The following is an 18,633-nucleotide window of genomic DNA, read 5'->3' as shown; positions in this document are numbered from 1 at the left end:
GGCGGACGGCGACAGGGAGGGAGGCACGGCGTAGATGGCGAACGTTCAGCAGCGGGCCGATCCGCAGGACGAGGTCGGCCAGGTCGACGTCGATGAGCTGGAGCATGCGGCCAGCAAGCGCGCCCACCGGCGCTGGGAGCGCGTGCTGTTCTACTGGCTGTGCGCCGGCTTCACCGCGTTCCATCTGATCATCCTGACCGGCCCCGTGATCCTGCGCACGATCGACGACGCGATCGGCACCGGCCTCTATCGTTTCTTCCCGATCAACATCGACCAGGAGCTGTTCCGCGCCATCCACCTGGCGTGGGGCGCCGTCCTGGGCTTCGGATTTTTCGCCATCGCCAGGGGAAGGGGCAGGGACGGCGTTCCCTGGTACGACTGGCTGTTCATCGCCGGCGCCACAGCCTGCGCGGTCTACATGTGGCGCAACCTCGACGACCTGCAGATGAACCAGGGCGCGGTCTACGAGACGCCCGATCTGCTCTACAGCCTCGTCGGCCTGGCCGTCGTCTTCGAGTTCACGCGGCGCACGGCGGGCAACGCGCTCACCATCATCGCGACGGTGTTCATGCTGTACGCGGTGCTGGGCCACTGGCTGCCCGAGCCGCTCCACCACGACAAGTCGCTGAAGGACCTGTGGTTCGCCTTCCCCTACATCTATTCGAACCTCGGCATCTTCGGTCCGACGCTCGAGGTGTCCTCGACATTCATCATCATGTTCACCGCCTTCGCGGCCTTCCTCACCCGGTCCAAGGCGGGCGACTACTTCAACGACCTGGCCGTCGCGCTGGTCGGCTGGGCGCGCGGCGGGCCGGCCAAGGTCGCGGTCCTGTCGGGCGTGATGTTCGGGTCGATCAGCGGCTCGTCGGTGGCCAACGTCGTGGCCTCGGGCTCGGTCACCATCCCGATGATGCGACGCGTCGGCTACGATCGGGCGACCGCCGGCGCCATCGAGGCAACCTCGTCGACCGGCGGCCAGATCACACCGCCGGTGCTCGGCGCGGCCGCCTTCCTGATGGCCGAGGCGACCGGCATCAAGTACGCGGAGATCGCCTTCGCGGCGATCATCCCGTGCTTCCTGTTCTATGTCGCCTGCTACATGCATTGCGACCTGCATGCGGCCAAGAGAGGGCTGCGCGGACTGCCGATGGCCGAGCTGCCGCGGCTGGGCCCGATGATGGCGCGGTTCTACATGCTGGCACCGATCGTGGTCCTGGTGTGGGCCTTCACTGAGGGCTACTCGGCGTTCCTCGCCGCCGGCCTGGGCATGCTCGCCTGCATCGTCGTGAGCTGGTTCAACGGCATCGCGCGGGACGACGACGGCAGATGGCGCTGGCGGCGCAGCGATGCGGTCATGGGATGGCGGGCCGTGATCGATGCGCTCGAGCTCGGCGCCAAGGACAGCATCCAGCTTGTCGCGGTATGCGCCGCCGCCGGCATCGTCGTCGGCGTGATCGCGCTCACGGGCATCGGTGGCCGGTTCGCCTACATCATGCAGTCGATTGCCGGCAACTCGCAGCTTCTGGCGATGTTCTTCACGATGATCGTCGTGACCATCCTCGGCATGGGCATGCCGACGACGGCGGCCTACGCGATCGCCGCCGCGGTCGTGGCGCCGGGACTGGTGCAGATCGGCGTGCCCAAGCTCACCGCCCACATGTTCATCTTCTACTACGCCGTGCTGTCCGCGATCACGCCGCCGGTGGCTGTGGCCTCGATCGCGGCCGCGGGCATGGCTAAGGCTGATGCGTGGAAGACGTCGTGGATCGCCGTCAAGCTCGGGTTGGCAACGTTCATCGTGCCGTTCATGTTCTTCTACAGCCCGACATTGCTGGGGCAGGGCGACTGGCTGGAGATCGCGCAGCCGCTTCTCAGCGCAACCGTCGGTGTCTGCCTGCTCGCCTGCGCGACCGAAGGCTGGCTCGGTGGAGCACTGGCGCTGCCGCTGCGCGTCGTCCTGTTCGTGGGGGCGCTCTGCCTCATCGCGCCGGAGCCGATCAGCGACGGCGTCGGCCTGGCGATCGGCCTCGGCGTCTGGGCGCTGCAGAAGTTCCGGCCGCCCGTGGTTCCGCGAAAGGCCTGATTGTGGTCAGGCGGGCTGGTGCGCAACAATCTTTCTGGCATTGCGACGATGCCCGAAAGATTGCGAGCCTGGGCTTGAATGTTCGCCGAAAGTAGCGAATTTCCTAGGCGGAACAACAGCTTTGCGCCAAGTTGGCTCGTCGGATGTGGGGCGCGGCGTCATGGTGCGCGCTGCGTGTTTCGAGCCTGGGAGGAGATCGATGGCGAAGTCCGCTGCGAAGCCAAAGGCCGGAGAGCCGGCGTCCCGCTCTTCGCGTACCGGCGACAACAGCGCCACCGCCGAGGAGCTCAAGCAGTACTACCATGACATGCTGCTGATCCGCCGCTTCGAGGAGCGCGCCGGACAGCTTTACGGCATGGGCCTGATCGGCGGCTTCTGCCACCTCTACATCGGGCAGGAGGCGGTGGTGGTGGGCATGCAGGCCACCATCGACAGCACCAAGGATGCCGTCATCACCTCCTACCGCGACCACGGCCACATGCTGGCCACGGGCATGGATCCGCGCGGCGTGATGGCCGAGCTCACGGGGCGCGCCACCGGCTATTCCAAGGGCAAGGGCGGCTCGATGCACATGTTCAGCCGCGAGCGCAATTTCTACGGCGGCCACGGCATCGTCGGCGCCCAGGTACCGATCGGCACCGGGCTTGCGTTCGCGCGCAAGTATGACGGCAGCAACAGCGTGTCGCTGACCTATTTCGGCGACGGCAGCGCCAACCAGGGCCAGGTCTACGAAGCCATGAACATGGCGGCGCTGTGGAAGCTGCCGGTGGTCTACGTCATCGAGAACAACAAGTACGGCATGGGCACCTCCGTCGAGCGCGCCTCCGCCGTCGCCGACCTGTACCGGCATGGCGAGGCCTTCGGCATCCCCGGCGAGCAGGTCGACGGCATGGACGTGCTGGCCGTCAAGGCCGCGGGCGAGAAGGCGGTCGAGCACGCGCGCTCGGGCAAGGGGCCGTACATCCTGGAGATGCTGACCTACCGCTACCGCGGCCACTCGATGAGCGACCCCGGCAAGTACCGCTCCAAGGAGGAAGTCGACAGGATGCGCACCGAGCGCGACCCGATCGAGCGCTTGAAGAAGATGATGTCCGACAAGGGCGTGCTCGACGAGGCGCACCTGAAGGCGCTCGACGCCGAGGTGCGCAAGGTCGTGGCCGATGCCGCCGAGTTCGCGACCAACAGCCCCGAGCCGGATCCCGCCGAGCTGTGGACCGACGTGCTGGTCGAGTCGCGTCCGTCAACGTGACGACGTGACGTGACGCCTGCGCTGACGACATCGACCCCACGAGCGGAACACCGACCATGTCCATTCAAATTCTGATGCCGGCGCTGTCGCCGACGATGACCGAGGGCAAGCTCGCTAAATGGCACGTCAAGGAGGGCGACAAGGTCTCGTCCGGCCAGGTCATTTGCGAGATCGAGACCGACAAGGCGACAATGGAAGTGGAAGCGGTCGACGAAGGCATTGTCGGCCGCATTCTCATTCCGGAGGGCACCGAGGCGGTTCAGGTCAACACCCCGATCGCCATGCTGGTCGAGGAGGGCGAGGCCATTCCGGACGCGCCGGCCGCCGCATCGCAGCCACAGCCGCAGCCTCAGGCGCAACGGGACGGCGACGCCGCGCGGCCTGAGCCGGCACCGGCCTCGCAGCCGCCGGCGCTGACGCAGCCGGCCGCCGTGACGCAGCTTGCCGCGGTGCCGGCCGAGCCCGAGTGGACGGGCCCGACGGTGAAGGTCACGGTGCGCGAGGCGCTGCGCGATGCGATGGCCGAGGAGATGCGGCGCGATCCCACCGTGTTCCTGATGGGCGAGGAGGTCGCCGAATACCAGGGCGCCTACAAGGTGAGCCAGGGCCTGCTCGAGGAGTTCGGCGCCAGGCGCGTGATCGACACGCCCATCACCGAGCACGGCTTCGCCGGCCTGGGCGTGGGCGCCGCCTTCGGCGGGCTGCGGCCGATCGTCGAGTTCATGACCTTCAACTTCGCCATGCAGGCGATCGACCAGATCATCAACTCGGCCGCCAAGACGCTCTACATGTCGGGCGGCCAGATGGGGTGCCCGATCGTGTTCCGCGGCCCCAACGGCGCCGCCTCGCGTGTCGCGGCCCAGCATTCGCAGTGCTACGCCAGCTGGTACGGCCATGTCCCCGGCCTGAAGGTGGTGGCGCCGTGGAGCGCGGCCGACGCCAAGGGCCTGCTGAAGGCCGCCATCCGCGACCCCAACCCGGTGATCTTCCTCGAGAACGAGCTGCTCTACGGCCAGTCGTTCGAGGTGCCGCAGGCCGACGATTTCGTGCTGCCCATCGGCCGCGCCAAGATCGAGCGGCCGGGCAAGGACGTCACCATCGCGGCGTTCTCGATCATGGTCGGCAAGGCGCTGCATGCGGCCGAGGAGCTGGCCAAGGAAGGCATCGACGCCGAGGTGATCAACTTGCGCAGCATCCGGCCGCTGGACACCGAGACGGTCGTCAATTCCGTCAAGAAGACCAACCGGCTGGTCTCGGTCGAGGAGGGCTGGCCGTTCGCCGGCATCGGCGCGGAGCTGTCGGCGCTGATGATGGACCAGGCGTTCGACTGGCTCGACGCGCCCGTGAAGCGGGTCGCCGGGCTCGACATCCCGCTGCCCTACGCAGCCAACCTCGAGAAGATGGCCTTGCCGCAGGCGCCCGACATCGTCGCCGCCGCCAAGGCGGTCTGCTACCGCTGATCGCCGCGCGGGGAGAAGGCACATGGCCATCAACATCCTGATGCCGGCGCTGTCGCCGACCATGACCGAGGGCAAGCTCGCCAAGTGGCACGTGAAGGAGGGCGACAAGATCACCTCCGGCCAGGTCATCTGCGAGATCGAGACCGACAAGGCGACCATGGAGGTCGAGGCTGTCGATGAAGGCATCATCGGCAAGCTCCTCGTCGCCGAAGGGACGGAGGCGGTGGCGGTCAACGCACCGATCGCGATCCTGGTCGAAGAGGGCGAGGCGGTGCCGGCCGCGAAACCGGCGCCACAACCGGCGGCACCAGCTGCCCCGCCGCCGGCGGCACCGTCGCCCGCGCCGGCACAGTCAGCGCCGGCAGTACCCCCGCGACCGGCCGCAGCGCCGGCGCCGGCGGCGCGTGCCGACGGTCAGCGCATCTTCGCCTCGCCGCTGGCCAGGCGCATCGCGGCCGATGCCCGGATCGATCTGGCGAGGGTCAGCGGCAGCGGCCCGCATGGCCGCATCGTCAAGGCCGATGTCGAGGCGGCGCGCAGCGCCGGCACCGCCGCGGCAGCGCCAAAGCCCGCGGCAGCGGCGCCGGCACCGGCTGCGCCGCAACCGGTGTACCCGGCCGGCGAGACGCGCAAGGTGCCGCACAACAGCATCCGCAAGGTGATCGCCAAGCGGCTGACGGAAGCCAAGCAGCAGATCCCGCACATCTACCTGACGGTCGACTACGAGATCGACGCGCTGCTGGCGGCGCGCCAGGCGATCAATGCCGTGGGCGAGAAGGCCAGGATCAAGGTGTCGGTCAACGACATGGTGATCAAGGCCTGCGCCCAGGCGCTGCGCGATCATCCCGAGGTCAACGCCTCGTGGACCGACACCGACATGATCCTGAACGGCACGGTCGACATCTCCGTCGCCGTGGCCACGGACCGCGGCCTGATCACGCCGATCGTGCGCAATGCCGACCTCAAGGGCGTCGGCCGCATCGCCACCGAGATGAAGGACCTCGCCGCGCGCGCCCGCGAGGGCAAGCTGAAGCTCGATGAGTTCCAGGGCGGCGGCTTCACCATCTCCAACATGGGCATGTACGGCATCAAGGACTTCGCCGCCGTCATCAACCCGCCGCAGGCCTGCATCCTGGCGGTCGGCGCCGGCGAGCAGCGGGTTGTGGTGCGCGACGGCCAGATGGTGATCCGCACCATCATGAGCTGCACGCTCTCGGCCGACCATCGCATCGTCGACGGCTCCGTCGGCGCGCAGTTCCTGCAGACGCTGAAGGGCTACATCGAGCAGCCGGCGGCGATGCTGCTGTAGAGATCAGTATCCTCCCCAGCTTTGCTGGGGAGGTGCCCCGAAGGGGAGGAGGGGAGCCGTGGTGATCTTGGTAGTAGAGACCACGTCGGCTCCCCCTCCGGCCTTCGGCCACCTCCCCCAACTGTGTTGGGGGAGGAAAGAAGAGGCAGACCCACATGGCTGACACCAGTTTCGACCTCATCGTGATCGGCACCGGGCCGGGCGGCTACGTCGCGGCGATCCGCGCCTCGCAGCTGGGCATGAAGACGGCGGTGGTCGAGCGCGACCATCTCGGCGGCATCTGCCTGAACTGGGGCTGCATCCCGACCAAGGCATTGCTGCGCTCGGCCGAGGTGTTCCACCTGATGAAGCATGCCGACGCCTACGGCCTGTCGGCGAAGGAGGTCGGGTTCGACGCCAGGAAGGTCGTCGAGCGCTCGCGCAAGGTGGCCGGCCAGCTCAATGCCGGCGTCAAGCACCTGATGCGCAAGAACAAGATCACCGTGTTCGACGGTGCTGGCCGGCTCGACGGCGTCGCCGGCGGCCTGCGCAAGGTGGCGGTGACCGACAAGGACAAGAAGACCACGGCGCTCACCGCCAAGAACGTGATTCTGGCCACCGGCGCGCGGGCCCGCCAGCTGCCGGGCCTTGAGTCGGACGGCAAGCTGGTGTGGACCTACAAGGAAGCGATGGTGCCGCCCTCGATTCCCAAGTCGCTGCTGGTGATCGGCTCGGGCGCCATCGGCATCGAGTTCGCGAGCTTCTTCCGCACCTTCGGATCGGAGGTCACGGTCGTGGAGGTGCTCGAGCGCGTGCTGCCGGTCGAGGACGAGGAGATCTCGGCCTTCGCGCGCAAGGCGTTCGAGAAGCAGGGCATGAAGATCCTGACCGGCGCGACGGTGAAGGCGCTGAAGAAGGCGGCCGACAGCGTCACTGCCACGGTCGAGTCGGGCGGCAAGACGCAGGAGCTGACGGTCGAGCGCGTGATCTCGGCGGTGGGCATCGTCGGCAATGTCGAGAATATCGGGCTGGAAGGCACCAAGGTGAAGGTCGACCGCACGCATGTGGTGATCGACCAGTGGGGCTTCACCGGCGAGCCCAACGTCTACGCCATCGGCGATCTCTGCGGTCCGCCATGGCTGGCGCACAAGGCGAGCCACGAGGGCGTGATCGCGGTCGAGCACATCGCCGGCCTGAAGGGCCTGCATCCGCTGGATGTCACCAAGGTGCCGGGCTGCACCTACTGCCAGCCTCAGGTGGCGAGCGTCGGCTTCACCGAGAAGGCGGCCAAGGACAAGGGCTACCAGGTCAAGGTCGGCCGCTTCCCCTTCATCGGCAACGGCAAGGCGATCGCGCTGGGCGAGGCCGACGGCATGGTGAAGACGGTGTTCGACGCCAAGACCGGCGAACTCTTGGGCGCGCACATGATCGGCGCCGAGGTCACCGAGCTGATCCAGGGCTACACCATCGCCCGCACCGCCGAGAGCACCGAGGCGGAGCTGATGCACACCGTCTTCCCGCATCCGACATTGTCGGAGATGATGCACGAGGCCGTGCTCGCCGCGTACGGGCGGGTGATCCACATCTGATGCGCTGTCTTTCTTCGGACCGCGCGCGTCCACGCGCGCATTGGCGCGTAGCGCCAGCTGCTTCGCCTTCCGCTTTCGCTACAGGCGAGTGCGCGCGTGGACGCGCGCGGTCCGAAAGCTGACCTGACATGCGCACCGCACACGACATCCACGAGCTGATCGCCCGCGCGCTGCACGAGAAGGAGCTGCAGCGTCAGCGCGAGGCCCGGCTCCTGGCCGAGGAGGTCGAGGCCCGGCGCGTGTTCCTGCAGGCGGCGCGGGCCGTGTTCACGCATGTCATCATGCCTGAGATGGAGCGCTTCGGCGGCATCCTGCACCAGGCCCGCATGCGGCCGACCGTGTCGGACACCGGCGCCTTCTATCTGCCGGGCTCCAGCGATGCCAGCCTGGTCGCCAAGTTCGCCCTGCCGCTGCTGCGGGACACCGTGTCGCTGCCGCTCAGCGTGTCGTTCGAAGCGGTGTTTCCGGTCGGCATGGCCATCTACTACGGCGACGCCGAAGCGGCGCATGCCGGCGACAAGGCGGCGATCGAGGAGGTGCCCCTGGAGGACGTGACCCGCGACCTGGTAGAGGACCACCTCGTGCGTGTCCTGGAAAACCACCTGCACGAGCTGTAGCCGCGACTGTCTGAGCCTCCTGTCATCCCGAGCGCAGCGAGGGATCTCCCGCGAATGGCGCACCGTGCGTCCTTCGCGGGAGATCCCTCGCTGCGCTCGGGATGACGGTGTGTCACCGACCCGCGTAGGCTGGAGGAGCATATCTCGTCCCTCGCATGAGCCGCTTTGCTATCAGATGGAAAAAATGATATCAACGTGATGTGATTCCTTTGGGAGTGATATCACAATGGCCGCCATCACCGTTCGAAACCTCTCCGAAGCGACGCACCGCGCGCTCAAGCGGCGCGCAGCGCAGCACGGACGCAGCACGGAGGCGGAAGTGCGGATCATTCTGGAAGAGGCCGTGCATCCCAAGGATCGGATCAAGATCGGCTCGGAGCTCGCGGCCTTCGGCCGTCGGTTCGGCGGCGTCGATCTCGATATCGAGCGTGACCAGACGCCGCCCGAGCCGGGGACGTTTGAATGATCGTCCTGGACACCAATGTTGTTTCCGAGCCGATGAAGCGCGAGGGGCATGCAGGCGTCCTGGCGTGGTTGGATCAGCAGGCTGCGGAAACGCTCTACCTGACGACGACCAGTCTCGCAGAGCTGCTGGTCGGAATTGAAATTCTGCCCCGGGGCAAGCGCAAGCAGGGGCTCGACGCAGCTCTGTCCGAATTGCTTTTCCGGTTGTTTGGGGAGCGAATCCTGGCCTTCGATCAGAAAGCGGCGACCGTCTATGCGCCGCTGATCGGCCGCGCCCGGAAGGCAGGCCACGCAATCTCGATGGCGGATGGCCAGATCGCCGCGATCGCCGTCGCGCATGGTTTTGCCGTGGCGACTCGCGACCATGCACCCTTCAAGGCCGCCGGCGTGAGGACCATCAACCCATGGCTCGTTGCGTAGCGGAGCTGTGGTGCCGGCCATCGGTTACAGGTGAGTCGTGACTGTCATCCCGAGCGCCCCTTCGACAGGCTCAGGAGAGGGATCTCCCGCGAATGGCGCACTGTGCGTCTCTCGCAGGAGATCCCTCTCCTGAGCCTGTCGAAGGGGCGCTCGGGATGACGGGTGTATCAGCGTCCACCGCTTCCAGGTACCAGCTTTCGGGCCGCGCGCGTCCATGCGCGCTCACGGTCGCCCTCCGCTTGCGCTCAGGGCGATTGCGGGCGTGGACGCCCGCGGTCCAAAAAGGGCGAGCCAAAGGCGACTTGACGCCCGTGCGGCGAAGGCTCACCTCTACGATCATGGACACCACCCTCGACAAGCCGGTGCTGGCGCGGGCCGAGCGCCATCCCGAGAAGGCGCACCGGCCGGACAACCCGGTGGCGCGCAAGCCCGACTGGATCCGCGTCAAGGCGCCCAATTCGCCGGAATACGCCGAGACCAAGCGCCTGATGCGCCAGTATGGTCTTTCGACCGTCTGCGAGGAGGCGGCCTGCCCCAATATCGGCGAGTGCTGGAAGCTCAAGCACGCCACCTTCATGATCATGGGCGACACCTGCACGCGGGCCTGCGCCTTCTGCAACGTCAAGACCGGCCTGCCCGGGGCATTGAACCCGCATGAGCCGGGCAACGTCGCCGAGGCCGTGCAGAAGCTCGGGCTGCACCACGTGGTGGTGACCTCGGTCGACCGGGACGACCTCGATGACGGCGGCGCGGCGCATTTCGCGGCCGTCATCACGGCGATCCACGGCGCCGCGCCGGGCACCACGGTCGAGATCCTGACCCCCGACTTCCTGCGCAAGCCGGGCGCCATCGAGACCGTCGTGGCGGCCAGCCCCGATGTCTTCAACCACAATCTCGAGACGGTGCCGCGGCTCTATCCCACCATCCGGCCGGGCGCCCGCTATTTCACCTCCCTGCAGCTGCTGGCACGGGTGAAGGAGATCGACCCGTCGAGCTTCACCAAGTCCGGCCTCATGGTGGGGCTGGGCGAGACGCGGGCGGAGATCGGCCAGGTGATGGACGACCTGCGCGCCGCCGATGTCGATTTCCTCACCATCGGCCAATACCTGCAGCCAACCCCCAAGCATGCCGCCGTCGACCGCTTCTGGACGCCCGACGAGTTTGCCCAGCTCGCTGCGATGGCGCGCGGCAAGGGCTTCCTGATGGTCTCGGCGACCCCCCTGACACGGTCGAGCTACCACGCTGGCGATGATTTCGCGCGGCTGCGCGCCGCACGGCAGGCCAGGCTGGCGGCCTCGGCATGACGGGACGGCAGCACCAGGCACCGGCGCGCATGATCCGAAGCAGCTCGGCGCGCTGACCGATGCCGACCCACAGCGAGCGACGCGTGCTGCCGTACACGCCCCAGCAGCTTTACGACCTGGTGAGCGACGTCGAGAAGTATCCGGAGTTCCTGCCCTGGTGCATCGCGGCGCGGGTGCGTGAGCGCAGCGAGCGGCTGATCGTCGCCGACCTGGCGATCGGCTTCCGTGTCTTTCGCGAGCGCTTCACCTCGAGGGTGACGCTGTCGCCGGACGCTGCAGGCGGTCCGCGCATCGACACGGTCTATGCCGACGGCCCGTTCAAGCACCTGATGAACTATTGGATCTTCCATCCCCATGCCAAGGGATGCGAGGTCGACTTCCACGTCGAGTTCGAGTTCCGCTCGAAGCTGCTGCAGGCCACGATCGAGCTGCTCTTCCACGAGGCCGTGCGACGCATGGTGGCTGCCTTCGAAAGCCGCGCCGCCAAGCTCTACGGCAAGGTTGCCGCATAGGCGCCGGCAGCCTTTCACGCTGCGGCCGCTTGTCGCGGACCGCGGTCAGCCTCATCCTGGCCGGCCGCAGCACCCTTATTGCCGGAGGCCACGCGATGCCGACCCCGATTCCGTTCGAGCCGCATCGGTTCCAGTCGACGGCGGCATACTATCTTGCCGGGCGCCCGGCCTACGCGCCGCGCCTGATCAAGCGCGTGGTCGAGCTTTGCGGCCTGCGCGATGCCGACAGGGTGCTGGACCTGGGCTGCGGACCCGGCCAGCTTGCCGTCGCCTTCGCGTCCTTCGCCGGCAGCGTGACGGCCATGGACCCCGAGCCCGAGATGCTGCGCGTCGCGGCGGCGGCCGCGGCCGCGGCGAAGGTGGATGTGTCGTTCGTCAACGGCAGCTCGTACGATCTGGCGCCGTCGCTGGGCCCGATCCGCATCGTCACGATCGGCCGCGCCTTCCATTGGATGGATCGCGTCGACACCCTGCGGCGGCTCGACACCATGATCGTGCCCGACGGCGCCGTCGTGCTGTTCGGCGACAGCCATCCCCGGGTGCCGGACAATGCCTGGCTCGACGACTATCGGGCGCTGATCGATCGCTTCGCTGCCGACGACATGCACCGCAGCCTGCGTCGCTCGTCGGATTGGATCCGGCACGAGGCGGTGCTGCTCGATTCGGTCTTCAACCAGCTCGAGACCGTCGGCATCATCGAGCGGCGCCAGACCGCGGTCGAGAGCCTGGTCGAGCGGGCGCTCTCCATGTCGAGCACGTCGCGCGGCAAGATCGGCGAGAAGGCCGACGGGCTGGCCCAGGCGATCCGCGAGGTGATGACCGTGCACGCCCGCAACGGCGCCGTCGTCGAGGTCGTCGAATCCGATGCGCTGATCGCCCGCCGCTGAGCTTCTCTCATCCCAAGCGTCCTTCGAGGGCAGGGCGATTGCGCCCTTCCGTCATCCCGAGCGCAGCGAGGGATCTCCCGCGAATGGCGCACCGTGCGCCTTGCCGCAGGGGATCCCTCGCTGCGCTCGGGATGACGGAAAATGTAGCCGCGTGAGCTGAGGTCGACAGACGCCTCACCCCAGGCTGCGTCCCAGCAGGGCGAGGGCGGTGGCCAGGGCGGCGGCGCGCACGGCATCGCGATCGCCGGGGAACACGTGGCGCTCGACCAGGGTCGCATGGCCGCGCCGCGCGGCGCCGAAATGCACCAGCCCCACCGGCTTGTCGGCCGTCGCCCCGCCGGGGCCGGCGATGCCCGTCACCGACACCGCGACATCCGCCAGCGATTCGCGCAGCGCCCCTTCGGCCATGGCGCGTGCCACGGGCTCGCTCACCGCGCCGTAGGCGAGCAGAGCGAGGCGGGGCACGCCGAGCTGCTGCTCCTTGGCGTCGTTGGTGTAGGTCACGAAGCCGCGCTCGACCACGTCCGAGGAGCCGGCGATGGCCGTCAGCGCCGCGGCGACCAGGCCGCCGGTGCAGGATTCGGCGGTCGCGATCCTGAGGCCGGCGCGGCGGTAGCGCTCGAGCAGGTCGGTTGCGGTCTGGCGAATGGGCTGTGAAAACATGACATCCCCTGTCCAAGGCCTGTGTGTAAGCTCCCAGGGAGGGCTTGTCGAACCCGGGCACCGCCCGCAAGGAGGACTGCATGATCCTGGTCGGCCAGTACGACTCGCCGTTCGTACGCCGCGTCGCCATCTCCCTGCACAAGCTGGACCTGCCGTTCGAGCGTGACACGCGCAGCGTCTTCGCCGATGCCGCGGCGATGCGCCGGGTGAATCCGCTGGGGCGCATTCCGTCGCTGGTGCTCGATGACGGCGAGGTGCTGATCGATTCGGCGGCGATCCTGGATCACATCGATCAGGTCGTCGGCCCGGACCGTGCGCTGTTGCCGTCTGCCGGCGCCGCCCGGCGCCAGGCGCTGCGCATCAGCGCGCTGGGCGCCGGTGCCGTCGACAAGGCCGGCGCCATCGCCTACGAGCGCCTGCTGCGGCCGGCCGACAAGATCCACCAGCCCTGGCTCGACCGCTGCGCCGAGCAGCTGGCGAGCGCGCTGGGCGTGCTGGAGACGCTCGAGCCGGCGCCGTGGCTGCTGGGATCGCGCCTGATGCAGCCCGACATCATGGTCGGCGCCATGCTCGGCTATCTGAAGCTGCGCGTGCCCGACGCCTTTCCCACCGGCCGCTATCCCGCCCTGGAGCGCTTCTCCGATCGCTGCGAAAGCGAGGCCGAGCTCCAGAAGACACGGCCCGCTGCCGACGAGGTGATGCCCAGCGGGGTGTGACGGCATTTCTTCCTCCCCTGGCGCTTGCGCTGGGGGAGGTGGCCGAAGGCCGGAGGGGGAGCGCACGTGGTGTTTCGATTGAGAGACCACGTCGGCTCCCCTCCGCCCCTTCGGGGCACCTCCCCAACTTCGTTGGGGAGGGAAGATGTTCCACGCCGTAGCAGCTTCTGGCCGAAAAAAATCGGCGACGCCTGATTTCGTTCCGTTGTCCGCGGCCGCGGCGGCGCCATATAGGGCGCCTCGCGTGGTGGCATCGGCGGAGGCGGGGGTGGCGCAGCCGACTTTCTGTCGTTGTTGTCGTTTTCGTCACGCGTTTCTCGAACGCGCGACGCCGTCAGTCCTCGACCGGGACCTCGACCGTGGCGGCGGCCTGCACGGCGATGCCTTCGCCGCGGCCGGTGAAGCCGAGCTTCTCGGTGGTGGTGGCCTTGATGCCGACCCGGCCGGCGGCGATCCCCAGGATCTCCGCGACCCGCGCCCGCATGCGGTCGCGATGGGGGCCGACGCGGGGCGCCTCGCAGATCAGCGTGACATCGACGTTGACGATGCGCCCGCCGGAGCGCTCGACCACCTCGGCGGCGTGGCGCAGGAAGCGCTCCGAGGCCGCGTTGCGCCATTGCGGGTCGGAGGGCGGGAAGTACTGCCCGATATCGCCGGCCGCGACGGCGCCCAGCAGCGCGTCGGTCAGGGCGTGCAGCGCCACGTCGGCGTCCGAGTGGCCGACCAGGCCCTGCGTGTACGGGATCTCGACGCCGCACAGGGTGACCGCCGTGCCGGGGCCGAAGGCGTGGACGTCGAAGCCGGTGCCCATGCGGGTCTCGCGGCGCAGCGCCAGCTCGCGCCGGGCCCGGGCGAGGTCGTCCTCGGTGGTGATCTTGAAGTTGCGCTCTTCGCCTTCGACCATTGCGATTTCCAGTCCGGCACGCTCCGCCACCGCCACGTCATCGGTCAGCGCCGTGTCGTCGCTGTCGCCCAGCGCCGCCACGGCGCGGTGGGCCGCCAGCAGGGGCGCGAAGCGGAAGGATTGCGGCGTCTGCGCCCGCCACAGGCCCTGCCGGTCGACCGTGGCGGCGACTCGGCCACCTTCGACCCGCTTCAGCGTGTCGGCGACCGGCACCCCGGCCACCGCGCCGGCGATGCCGCTGGCGGCGACCGCCTCGATCGTGCGGCTGATGACGTCGGCCGACACCAGCGGGCGTGCCGCGTCATGGATGGTGACGATCTGCGGCGGCTCGTCGGTGAGCGCCTCCAGCCCGTTCAGCACCGAACGCTGGCGCGTCGGGCCGCCAATGCAGGCGGGGCGCAGCACCAGCCCTGCCGTCTGGGCGTCGTAGAGCACGCGGTCGCCCGCGGCGATCACGACCTGGACGGCTTCCACAGCGGGATGGCCCGAGAATTGCTCTAGCGTCTGACGCAGGACTGATCGGGCGCCGATCGCCTGATATTGCTTGGGCAGGGGGCCGCCGAGCCGGTGGCCACGGCCAGCGGCGACGATCAGGGCAACGGTGCGCGGCATTCCGGCGGGAATACTACCGGGCGGAAGCGATGTCGACGGTGTTGCGTCTGCGGATCAGTGAGAGTAGAAAGAGCGCACAAATTTTGTGCAAAATAACATATGCACAAAATTTGATCACAATGACCAAAGCCGCAGCACCCCTTTCGATGCCCCCATCGTGCTCGTCCCCTGACGTCGCAGCCCCTCGGATCGGCCCCATCCAGGTCGGTCCGGTGCGGATCGACGATCCCGTCATCCTGGCACCGATGTCCGGTGTCACCGACCTGCCGTTCCGTGCGCTGGTGAAGCGTGCGGGGGCTGGCCTGGTCGTGTCGGAGATGATCGCCAGCCAGGCGATGATCCGCGAGAACCGCAAGACGCTGCTGATGGCGTCGCGCAGCGCCGAGGAGGGCACCATGTCGGTGCAGCTCGCGGGCTGCGAGCCGCAGGTGATGGCCGAGGCCGCGAAGCTCAACGAGGACCGCGGCGCCGACATCATCGACATCAATTTCGGCTGCCCCGTGAAGAAGGTGGTCAACGGCCATGCCGGCTCGTCGCTGATGCGCGACGAGGCGCATGCCGCGCGCATCCTGGAGGCCACCGTCAAGGCGGTGAAGCTGCCGGTGACCCTGAAGATGCGCAAGGGCTGGGACGAGCGCAGCCAGAACGCGCCGAACCTGGCGCGCATCGCCGAGCAGTGCGGCATCCGCATGATCACGGTGCATGGCCGCACCCGCTGCCAGTTCTACGAGGGCCAGGCCGACTGGGCGTTCGTGCGCCAGGTCAAGGCGGCGACGACGCTGCCGGTCATCGTCAACGGCGACATCGTCACGCTCGACGACGCGGCGACGGCGCTGGCGCAGTCGGGCGCCGACGGCGTCATGATCGGACGCGGCGCCTATGGCCGGCCGTGGTTCCTCAACCAGGCCATCCATTTCCTGCGCACCGGCGAGCGCGTGCCCGAGCCGCCGCTTCATGAGCAGCACGCGATCCTGCTGCGCCATGTCGAGGCGATGCTGTCGCACTATGGCGAGCAGACCGGCGTGCGCATGGCCCGCAAGCATATCGGCTGGTATTCGAAGGGGTTGCCGGGGTCGGCCGAGTTCCGGTCCGCCATCAACCGGACCGGCGATGCCGCCGGCGTGCGCGCGCTGCTGGCGGACTTCTACGAGCCCCTGATCGCGCGTGGCGTGACGCGCGCGGTCGTCGCCGAGCTGGAGCCGGTGAGGGAGGCCGCTTGATGGTGAATGCGGCCGTCCGCTGTGACGATCGGCAGGGCGCGCCATCGGCCGCCGCCATCCTCGACGCGCTTGTCGAGGCCGTCATCGTGGTCGACCGGCATGCGCGCATCGCGCATGCCAACACCGCCGCCGAGCAGTTCTTTGGGCTCAGCGCCGCCATGCTGCTGGGCCGCTCGCTGGCCGATTTCCTGCCCACCGATTCACCGCTCTTCTCGCTGCTCGACCAGGTGATGAAGTCGGGCGCGGCGGTGTCCGAGAACGGCGTGACGCTGTCCTCGCCGCGGCTGGGCAACCGGTTCGTGGCGCTGCTCATGGCGCCGCTGCACGACGGCGGCGGCGGGGCCGTGGCGATCTCAGTGCTGGAGCAGTCGATCGCGCGCAAGATCGACAACCAGATGCTGCATCGCGGCGCGGCGCGCTCGGTCGGCGCCATGGGCTCGATGCTGGCGCACGAGGTGAAGAACCCGCTGTCCGGCATCCGCGGCGCCGCCCAGCTGCTGGAGCAGAATGTCGGCGATGCCGAGCGTGAGCTGACGCAGCTCATCTGCGAGGAGACCGACCGCATCGTGGCGCTGGTCGACCGCATGGAGGCGTTCGCCGACGGCCGGCCCGTCGAGCGTGCCGCGATCAACATCCATCAGGTGCTGGGCCATGTGCGCAAGGTGGCCGAGCACGGCTTCGGCCGCGGCGTGCGGTTCGTCGAGGTCTACGATCCGTCGCTGCCCGATGTGTGGGGCAATCGCGACCAGCTCATCCAGGTGTTCCTGAACCTGGCCAAGAACGCCTGCGAGGCGGCTTCGGGCGAGGGCGCGGAGGTGATCCTGTCGACCGCCTATCGCCAGGGCGTGCGGCTGGCCGTGCCGGGCACCCGCACCCGCGTCCACCTGCCGCTGGTCGTCTCGGTGCAGGACAACGGCCCGGGCATCTCCGAGGAGCTGCGCGAGAACCTGTTCGACGCGTTCGTCACAAACAAGGTCAACGGCACCGGTCTCGGACTCGCGCTGGTCGCCAAAATCGTCAATGACCACGGAGGGGTAGTCGAGTTCCAAAGCGAGCCAAGGCGTACCGTCTTCAATGTCATGCTGCCCATGCGGCCGCGGACAGCGGACGTCGCGGCACGGTCCCGGAGCCCCTCGTCATGAGCCGTTCGCCCGCCACCATCCTCGTCGCCGATGACGATCGCGCGATCCGCACCGTCTTGCAGCAGGCGCTGGGCCGCCTCGGCCACGACGTGCGCACCACCGGCACCGCCACCACGCTGTGGGAGTGGGTCAAGGACGGTGACGGCGACCTGATCATCACCGATGTCGTGATGCCCGACGAGAACGGGCTCGACCTCGTGCCGCGCATCAAGAAGCTGCGGCCGGAGATGCGCATCATCGTGATGAGCGCGCAGACCACGCTGCTGACGGCGGTGAAGGCGACGGAGCGGGGCGCGTTCGAGTACCTGCCCAAGCCGTTCGACCTCAAGGAGCTGGTGGCGGTCGTCAACCGCGCGCTGGCGGTGCAGTCCGAGCGGCCGCGCAGCGCCGCCGAGGCGGTGAACGGCGAGGAGCGGCTGCCGCTGATCGGCCGCTCGCCGTCGATGCAGGACATCTACCGCACGCTGGCGCGCCTGATGGCGACCGACCTGTCGGTGATGATCAACGGCGAGTCCGGCACCGGCAAGGAGCTGGTGGCGCGCGCGCTGCACGACTACGGCAAGCGCCGCAATGGGCCGTTCATCGCCGTCAACATGGCGGCGATCCCGCGCGAGCTGATCGAGAGCGAGCTGTTCGGCCACGAGCGCGGCGCCTTCACCGGCGCCACGCAGCGCTCGCCCGGCAAGTTCGAGCTGGCGGCCGGCGGCACGCTGTTCCTCGACGAGATCGGCGACATGCCGCTGGAGGCGCAGACCCGGCTGCTGCGCGTGCTGCAGGAGGGCGAGTACACCACTGTCGGCGGCCGCACGCCGATCCGGGCCAATGTGCGCATCGTGGCGGCGACGCACCAGGATCTGCGCCGCGCCATCAGCCAGGGCCTGTTCCGCGAGGATCTGTTCTACCGCCTCAACGTCGTGCCGATCCGCCTGCCGCCCTTGCGCGAGCGGCTCGACGACATCCCGGAGCTGGTCAACCATTTCCTGGCCAAGGCGGCGGCCGACGGGCTGCCCGACAAGGTGCTCGACCCCGGCGCCATCGCTCGCCTGAAGGACTATCGCTGGCCGGGCAATGTGCGCGAGCTGGAGAACCTGGTGCGGCGCCTGGCGGCGCTCTACGCCCAGGAGGTGATCACCGCCGAGGTGATCTCGGCCGAGCTGGCCGACATGCCGCCCAGCGACGCTGCCGCCGTGGCGCCAGCGGTGGTGGCAGGGGAGAACATGGCTGACGCGGTCGAGCGCCACCTGCGCGACTATTTCGGCACCTTCAAGGGCACGCTGCCGCCGCCCGGGCTCTATGACCGGATCCTGGCCGAGGTCGAGCGGCCGCTGCTGTCGCTGACCCTGGCCGCCACGCGCGGCAACCAGGTGAAGGCGGCGCAGCTTCTGGGCCTCAACCGCAACACGCTGCGCAAGAAGATTCGTGACCTGGATGTGCAGGTCGTGCGGGGCCTGCGCTGACGGCGCCCGGATCCCGGCTGTGGGCGACTGGCGGTAGCAGGCGGT

At 68.5% G+C, this 18,633-nt stretch carries 17 protein-coding genes; 15 read left to right on the top strand and 2 right to left on the bottom strand.

What is annotated here, in order from left to right; translation table 11 throughout:
• Positions 1-34: 34 nt before the first annotated feature.
• The 11 genes from FHP25_RS26760 to FHP25_RS26710 all read left to right on the top strand — a co-directional run bounded on the left by FHP25_RS26760 (position 35) and on the right by FHP25_RS26710 (position 11,874).
• The gene (locus tag FHP25_RS26760) at positions 35-2,083 is read left to right on the top strand and encodes a TRAP transporter permease (protein WP_147850040.1); all 2,049 of its coding nucleotides are present in this window, start codon (positions 35-37) and stop codon (positions 2,081-2,083) included.
• Between the two features lie 199 nt (positions 2,084-2,282).
• Positions 2,283-3,332 carry a pyruvate dehydrogenase (acetyl-transferring) E1 component subunit alpha gene (gene pdhA / locus FHP25_RS26755; protein WP_147850039.1) on the top strand — a complete coding sequence of 350 codons (1,050 nt, stop codon included), beginning with the start codon at positions 2,283-2,285 and terminating at the stop codon, positions 3,330-3,332.
• A gap of 56 nt (positions 3,333-3,388) precedes the next feature.
• A complete protein-coding gene (locus tag FHP25_RS26750; RefSeq protein WP_147850038.1) occupies positions 3,389-4,792 on the top strand; it encodes a pyruvate dehydrogenase complex E1 component subunit beta in 1,404 nt (467 codons plus the stop codon).
• 22 nt (positions 4,793-4,814) lie between these two features.
• Complete coding sequence (locus tag FHP25_RS26745) at positions 4,815-6,101, top strand: pyruvate dehydrogenase complex dihydrolipoamide acetyltransferase (RefSeq protein WP_147850037.1); 1,287 nt, start codon at positions 4,815-4,817, stop codon at positions 6,099-6,101.
• Positions 6,102-6,256: 155 nt separating this feature from the next.
• Positions 6,257-7,669 (top strand): dihydrolipoyl dehydrogenase, encoded by a 1,413-nt coding sequence (gene lpdA, locus FHP25_RS26740; RefSeq protein ID WP_147850036.1) that lies wholly within the window; start codon positions 6,257-6,259, stop codon positions 7,667-7,669.
• A 128-nt stretch (positions 7,670-7,797) separates the two neighbouring features.
• Positions 7,798-8,286 (top strand): hypothetical protein, encoded by a 489-nt coding sequence (locus FHP25_RS26735; protein ID WP_147850035.1) that lies wholly within the window; start codon positions 7,798-7,800, stop codon positions 8,284-8,286.
• 226 nt (positions 8,287-8,512) lie between these two features.
• Positions 8,513-8,752 (top strand): FitA-like ribbon-helix-helix domain-containing protein, encoded by a 240-nt coding sequence (locus FHP25_RS26730; RefSeq protein WP_147850034.1) that lies wholly within the window; start codon positions 8,513-8,515, stop codon positions 8,750-8,752.
• Positions 8,749-9,171, top strand: a complete 423-nt coding sequence (locus FHP25_RS26725; RefSeq protein WP_147850033.1) for a type II toxin-antitoxin system VapC family toxin — start codon at positions 8,749-8,751, stop codon at positions 9,169-9,171. The genes FHP25_RS26730 and FHP25_RS26725 overlap by 4 nt, the downstream gene beginning before the upstream one ends.
• A gap of 338 nt (positions 9,172-9,509) precedes the next feature.
• A complete protein-coding gene (gene lipA, locus FHP25_RS26720) occupies positions 9,510-10,475 on the top strand; it encodes a lipoyl synthase (RefSeq protein WP_147850032.1) in 966 nt (321 codons plus the stop codon).
• A 59-nt stretch (positions 10,476-10,534) separates the two neighbouring features.
• Positions 10,535-10,987, top strand: coding sequence for a type II toxin-antitoxin system RatA family toxin (locus FHP25_RS26715; protein ID WP_147850031.1), 453 nt, complete (start codon positions 10,535-10,537; stop codon positions 10,985-10,987).
• 95 nt (positions 10,988-11,082) lie between these two features.
• On the top strand, positions 11,083-11,874 hold the full coding sequence (locus FHP25_RS26710) for a class I SAM-dependent methyltransferase (protein ID WP_147850030.1): 792 nt from the start codon (positions 11,083-11,085) through the stop codon (positions 11,872-11,874).
• Between the two features lie 174 nt (positions 11,875-12,048).
• Here FHP25_RS26710 and FHP25_RS26705 read toward each other — a convergent pair whose 3' ends face one another.
• On the bottom strand, positions 12,049-12,537 hold the full coding sequence (locus FHP25_RS26705; RefSeq protein WP_147850029.1) for a CinA family protein: 489 nt from the start codon (positions 12,535-12,537) through the stop codon (positions 12,049-12,051).
• Positions 12,538-12,617: 80 nt separating this feature from the next.
• Here FHP25_RS26705 and FHP25_RS26700 point away from each other — a divergent pair, with 80 nt between their 5' ends.
• Positions 12,618-13,253 (top strand): glutathione S-transferase family protein, encoded by a 636-nt coding sequence (locus tag FHP25_RS26700; RefSeq protein WP_147850028.1) that lies wholly within the window; start codon positions 12,618-12,620, stop codon positions 13,251-13,253.
• Positions 13,254-13,587: 334 nt separating this feature from the next.
• On the opposite strand, the gene FHP25_RS26695 is transcribed toward FHP25_RS26700, so the two are convergent.
• Positions 13,588-14,769 carry a bifunctional 2-C-methyl-D-erythritol 4-phosphate cytidylyltransferase/2-C-methyl-D-erythritol 2,4-cyclodiphosphate synthase gene (locus FHP25_RS26695; protein ID WP_147850027.1) on the bottom strand — a complete coding sequence of 394 codons (1,182 nt, stop codon included), beginning with the start codon at positions 14,767-14,769 and terminating at the stop codon, positions 13,588-13,590.
• A gap of 212 nt (positions 14,770-14,981) precedes the next feature.
• Between FHP25_RS26695 and dusB the strand changes: the two genes are divergently transcribed.
• The 3 genes from dusB to ntrC are packed head-to-tail and all read left to right on the top strand — an operon-like array spanning position 14,982 to position 18,588.
• Entirely contained in the window at positions 14,982-15,989 is a 1,008-nt protein-coding gene (gene dusB / locus FHP25_RS26690) for a tRNA dihydrouridine synthase DusB (protein WP_231712485.1), read from the top strand.
• Positions 15,989-17,131, top strand: a complete 1,143-nt coding sequence (locus FHP25_RS26685; RefSeq protein WP_147850025.1) for a two-component system sensor histidine kinase NtrB — start codon at positions 15,989-15,991, stop codon at positions 17,129-17,131. Before dusB ends, FHP25_RS26685 begins: the two co-directional genes overlap by 1 nt.
• Complete coding sequence (gene ntrC, locus FHP25_RS26680) at positions 17,128-18,588, top strand: nitrogen regulation protein NR(I) (RefSeq protein ID WP_147850024.1); 1,461 nt, start codon at positions 17,128-17,130, stop codon at positions 18,586-18,588. Before FHP25_RS26685 ends, ntrC begins: the two co-directional genes overlap by 4 nt.
• Positions 18,589-18,633 lie beyond the last annotated feature (45 nt).

It is taken from the genome of Vineibacter terrae (assembly GCF_008039615.1).
Taxonomy (GTDB): domain Bacteria; phylum Pseudomonadota; class Alphaproteobacteria; order Reyranellales; family Reyranellaceae; genus Vineibacter; species Vineibacter terrae.
This window is presented reverse-complemented; position numbering and strand designations above follow the sequence as displayed.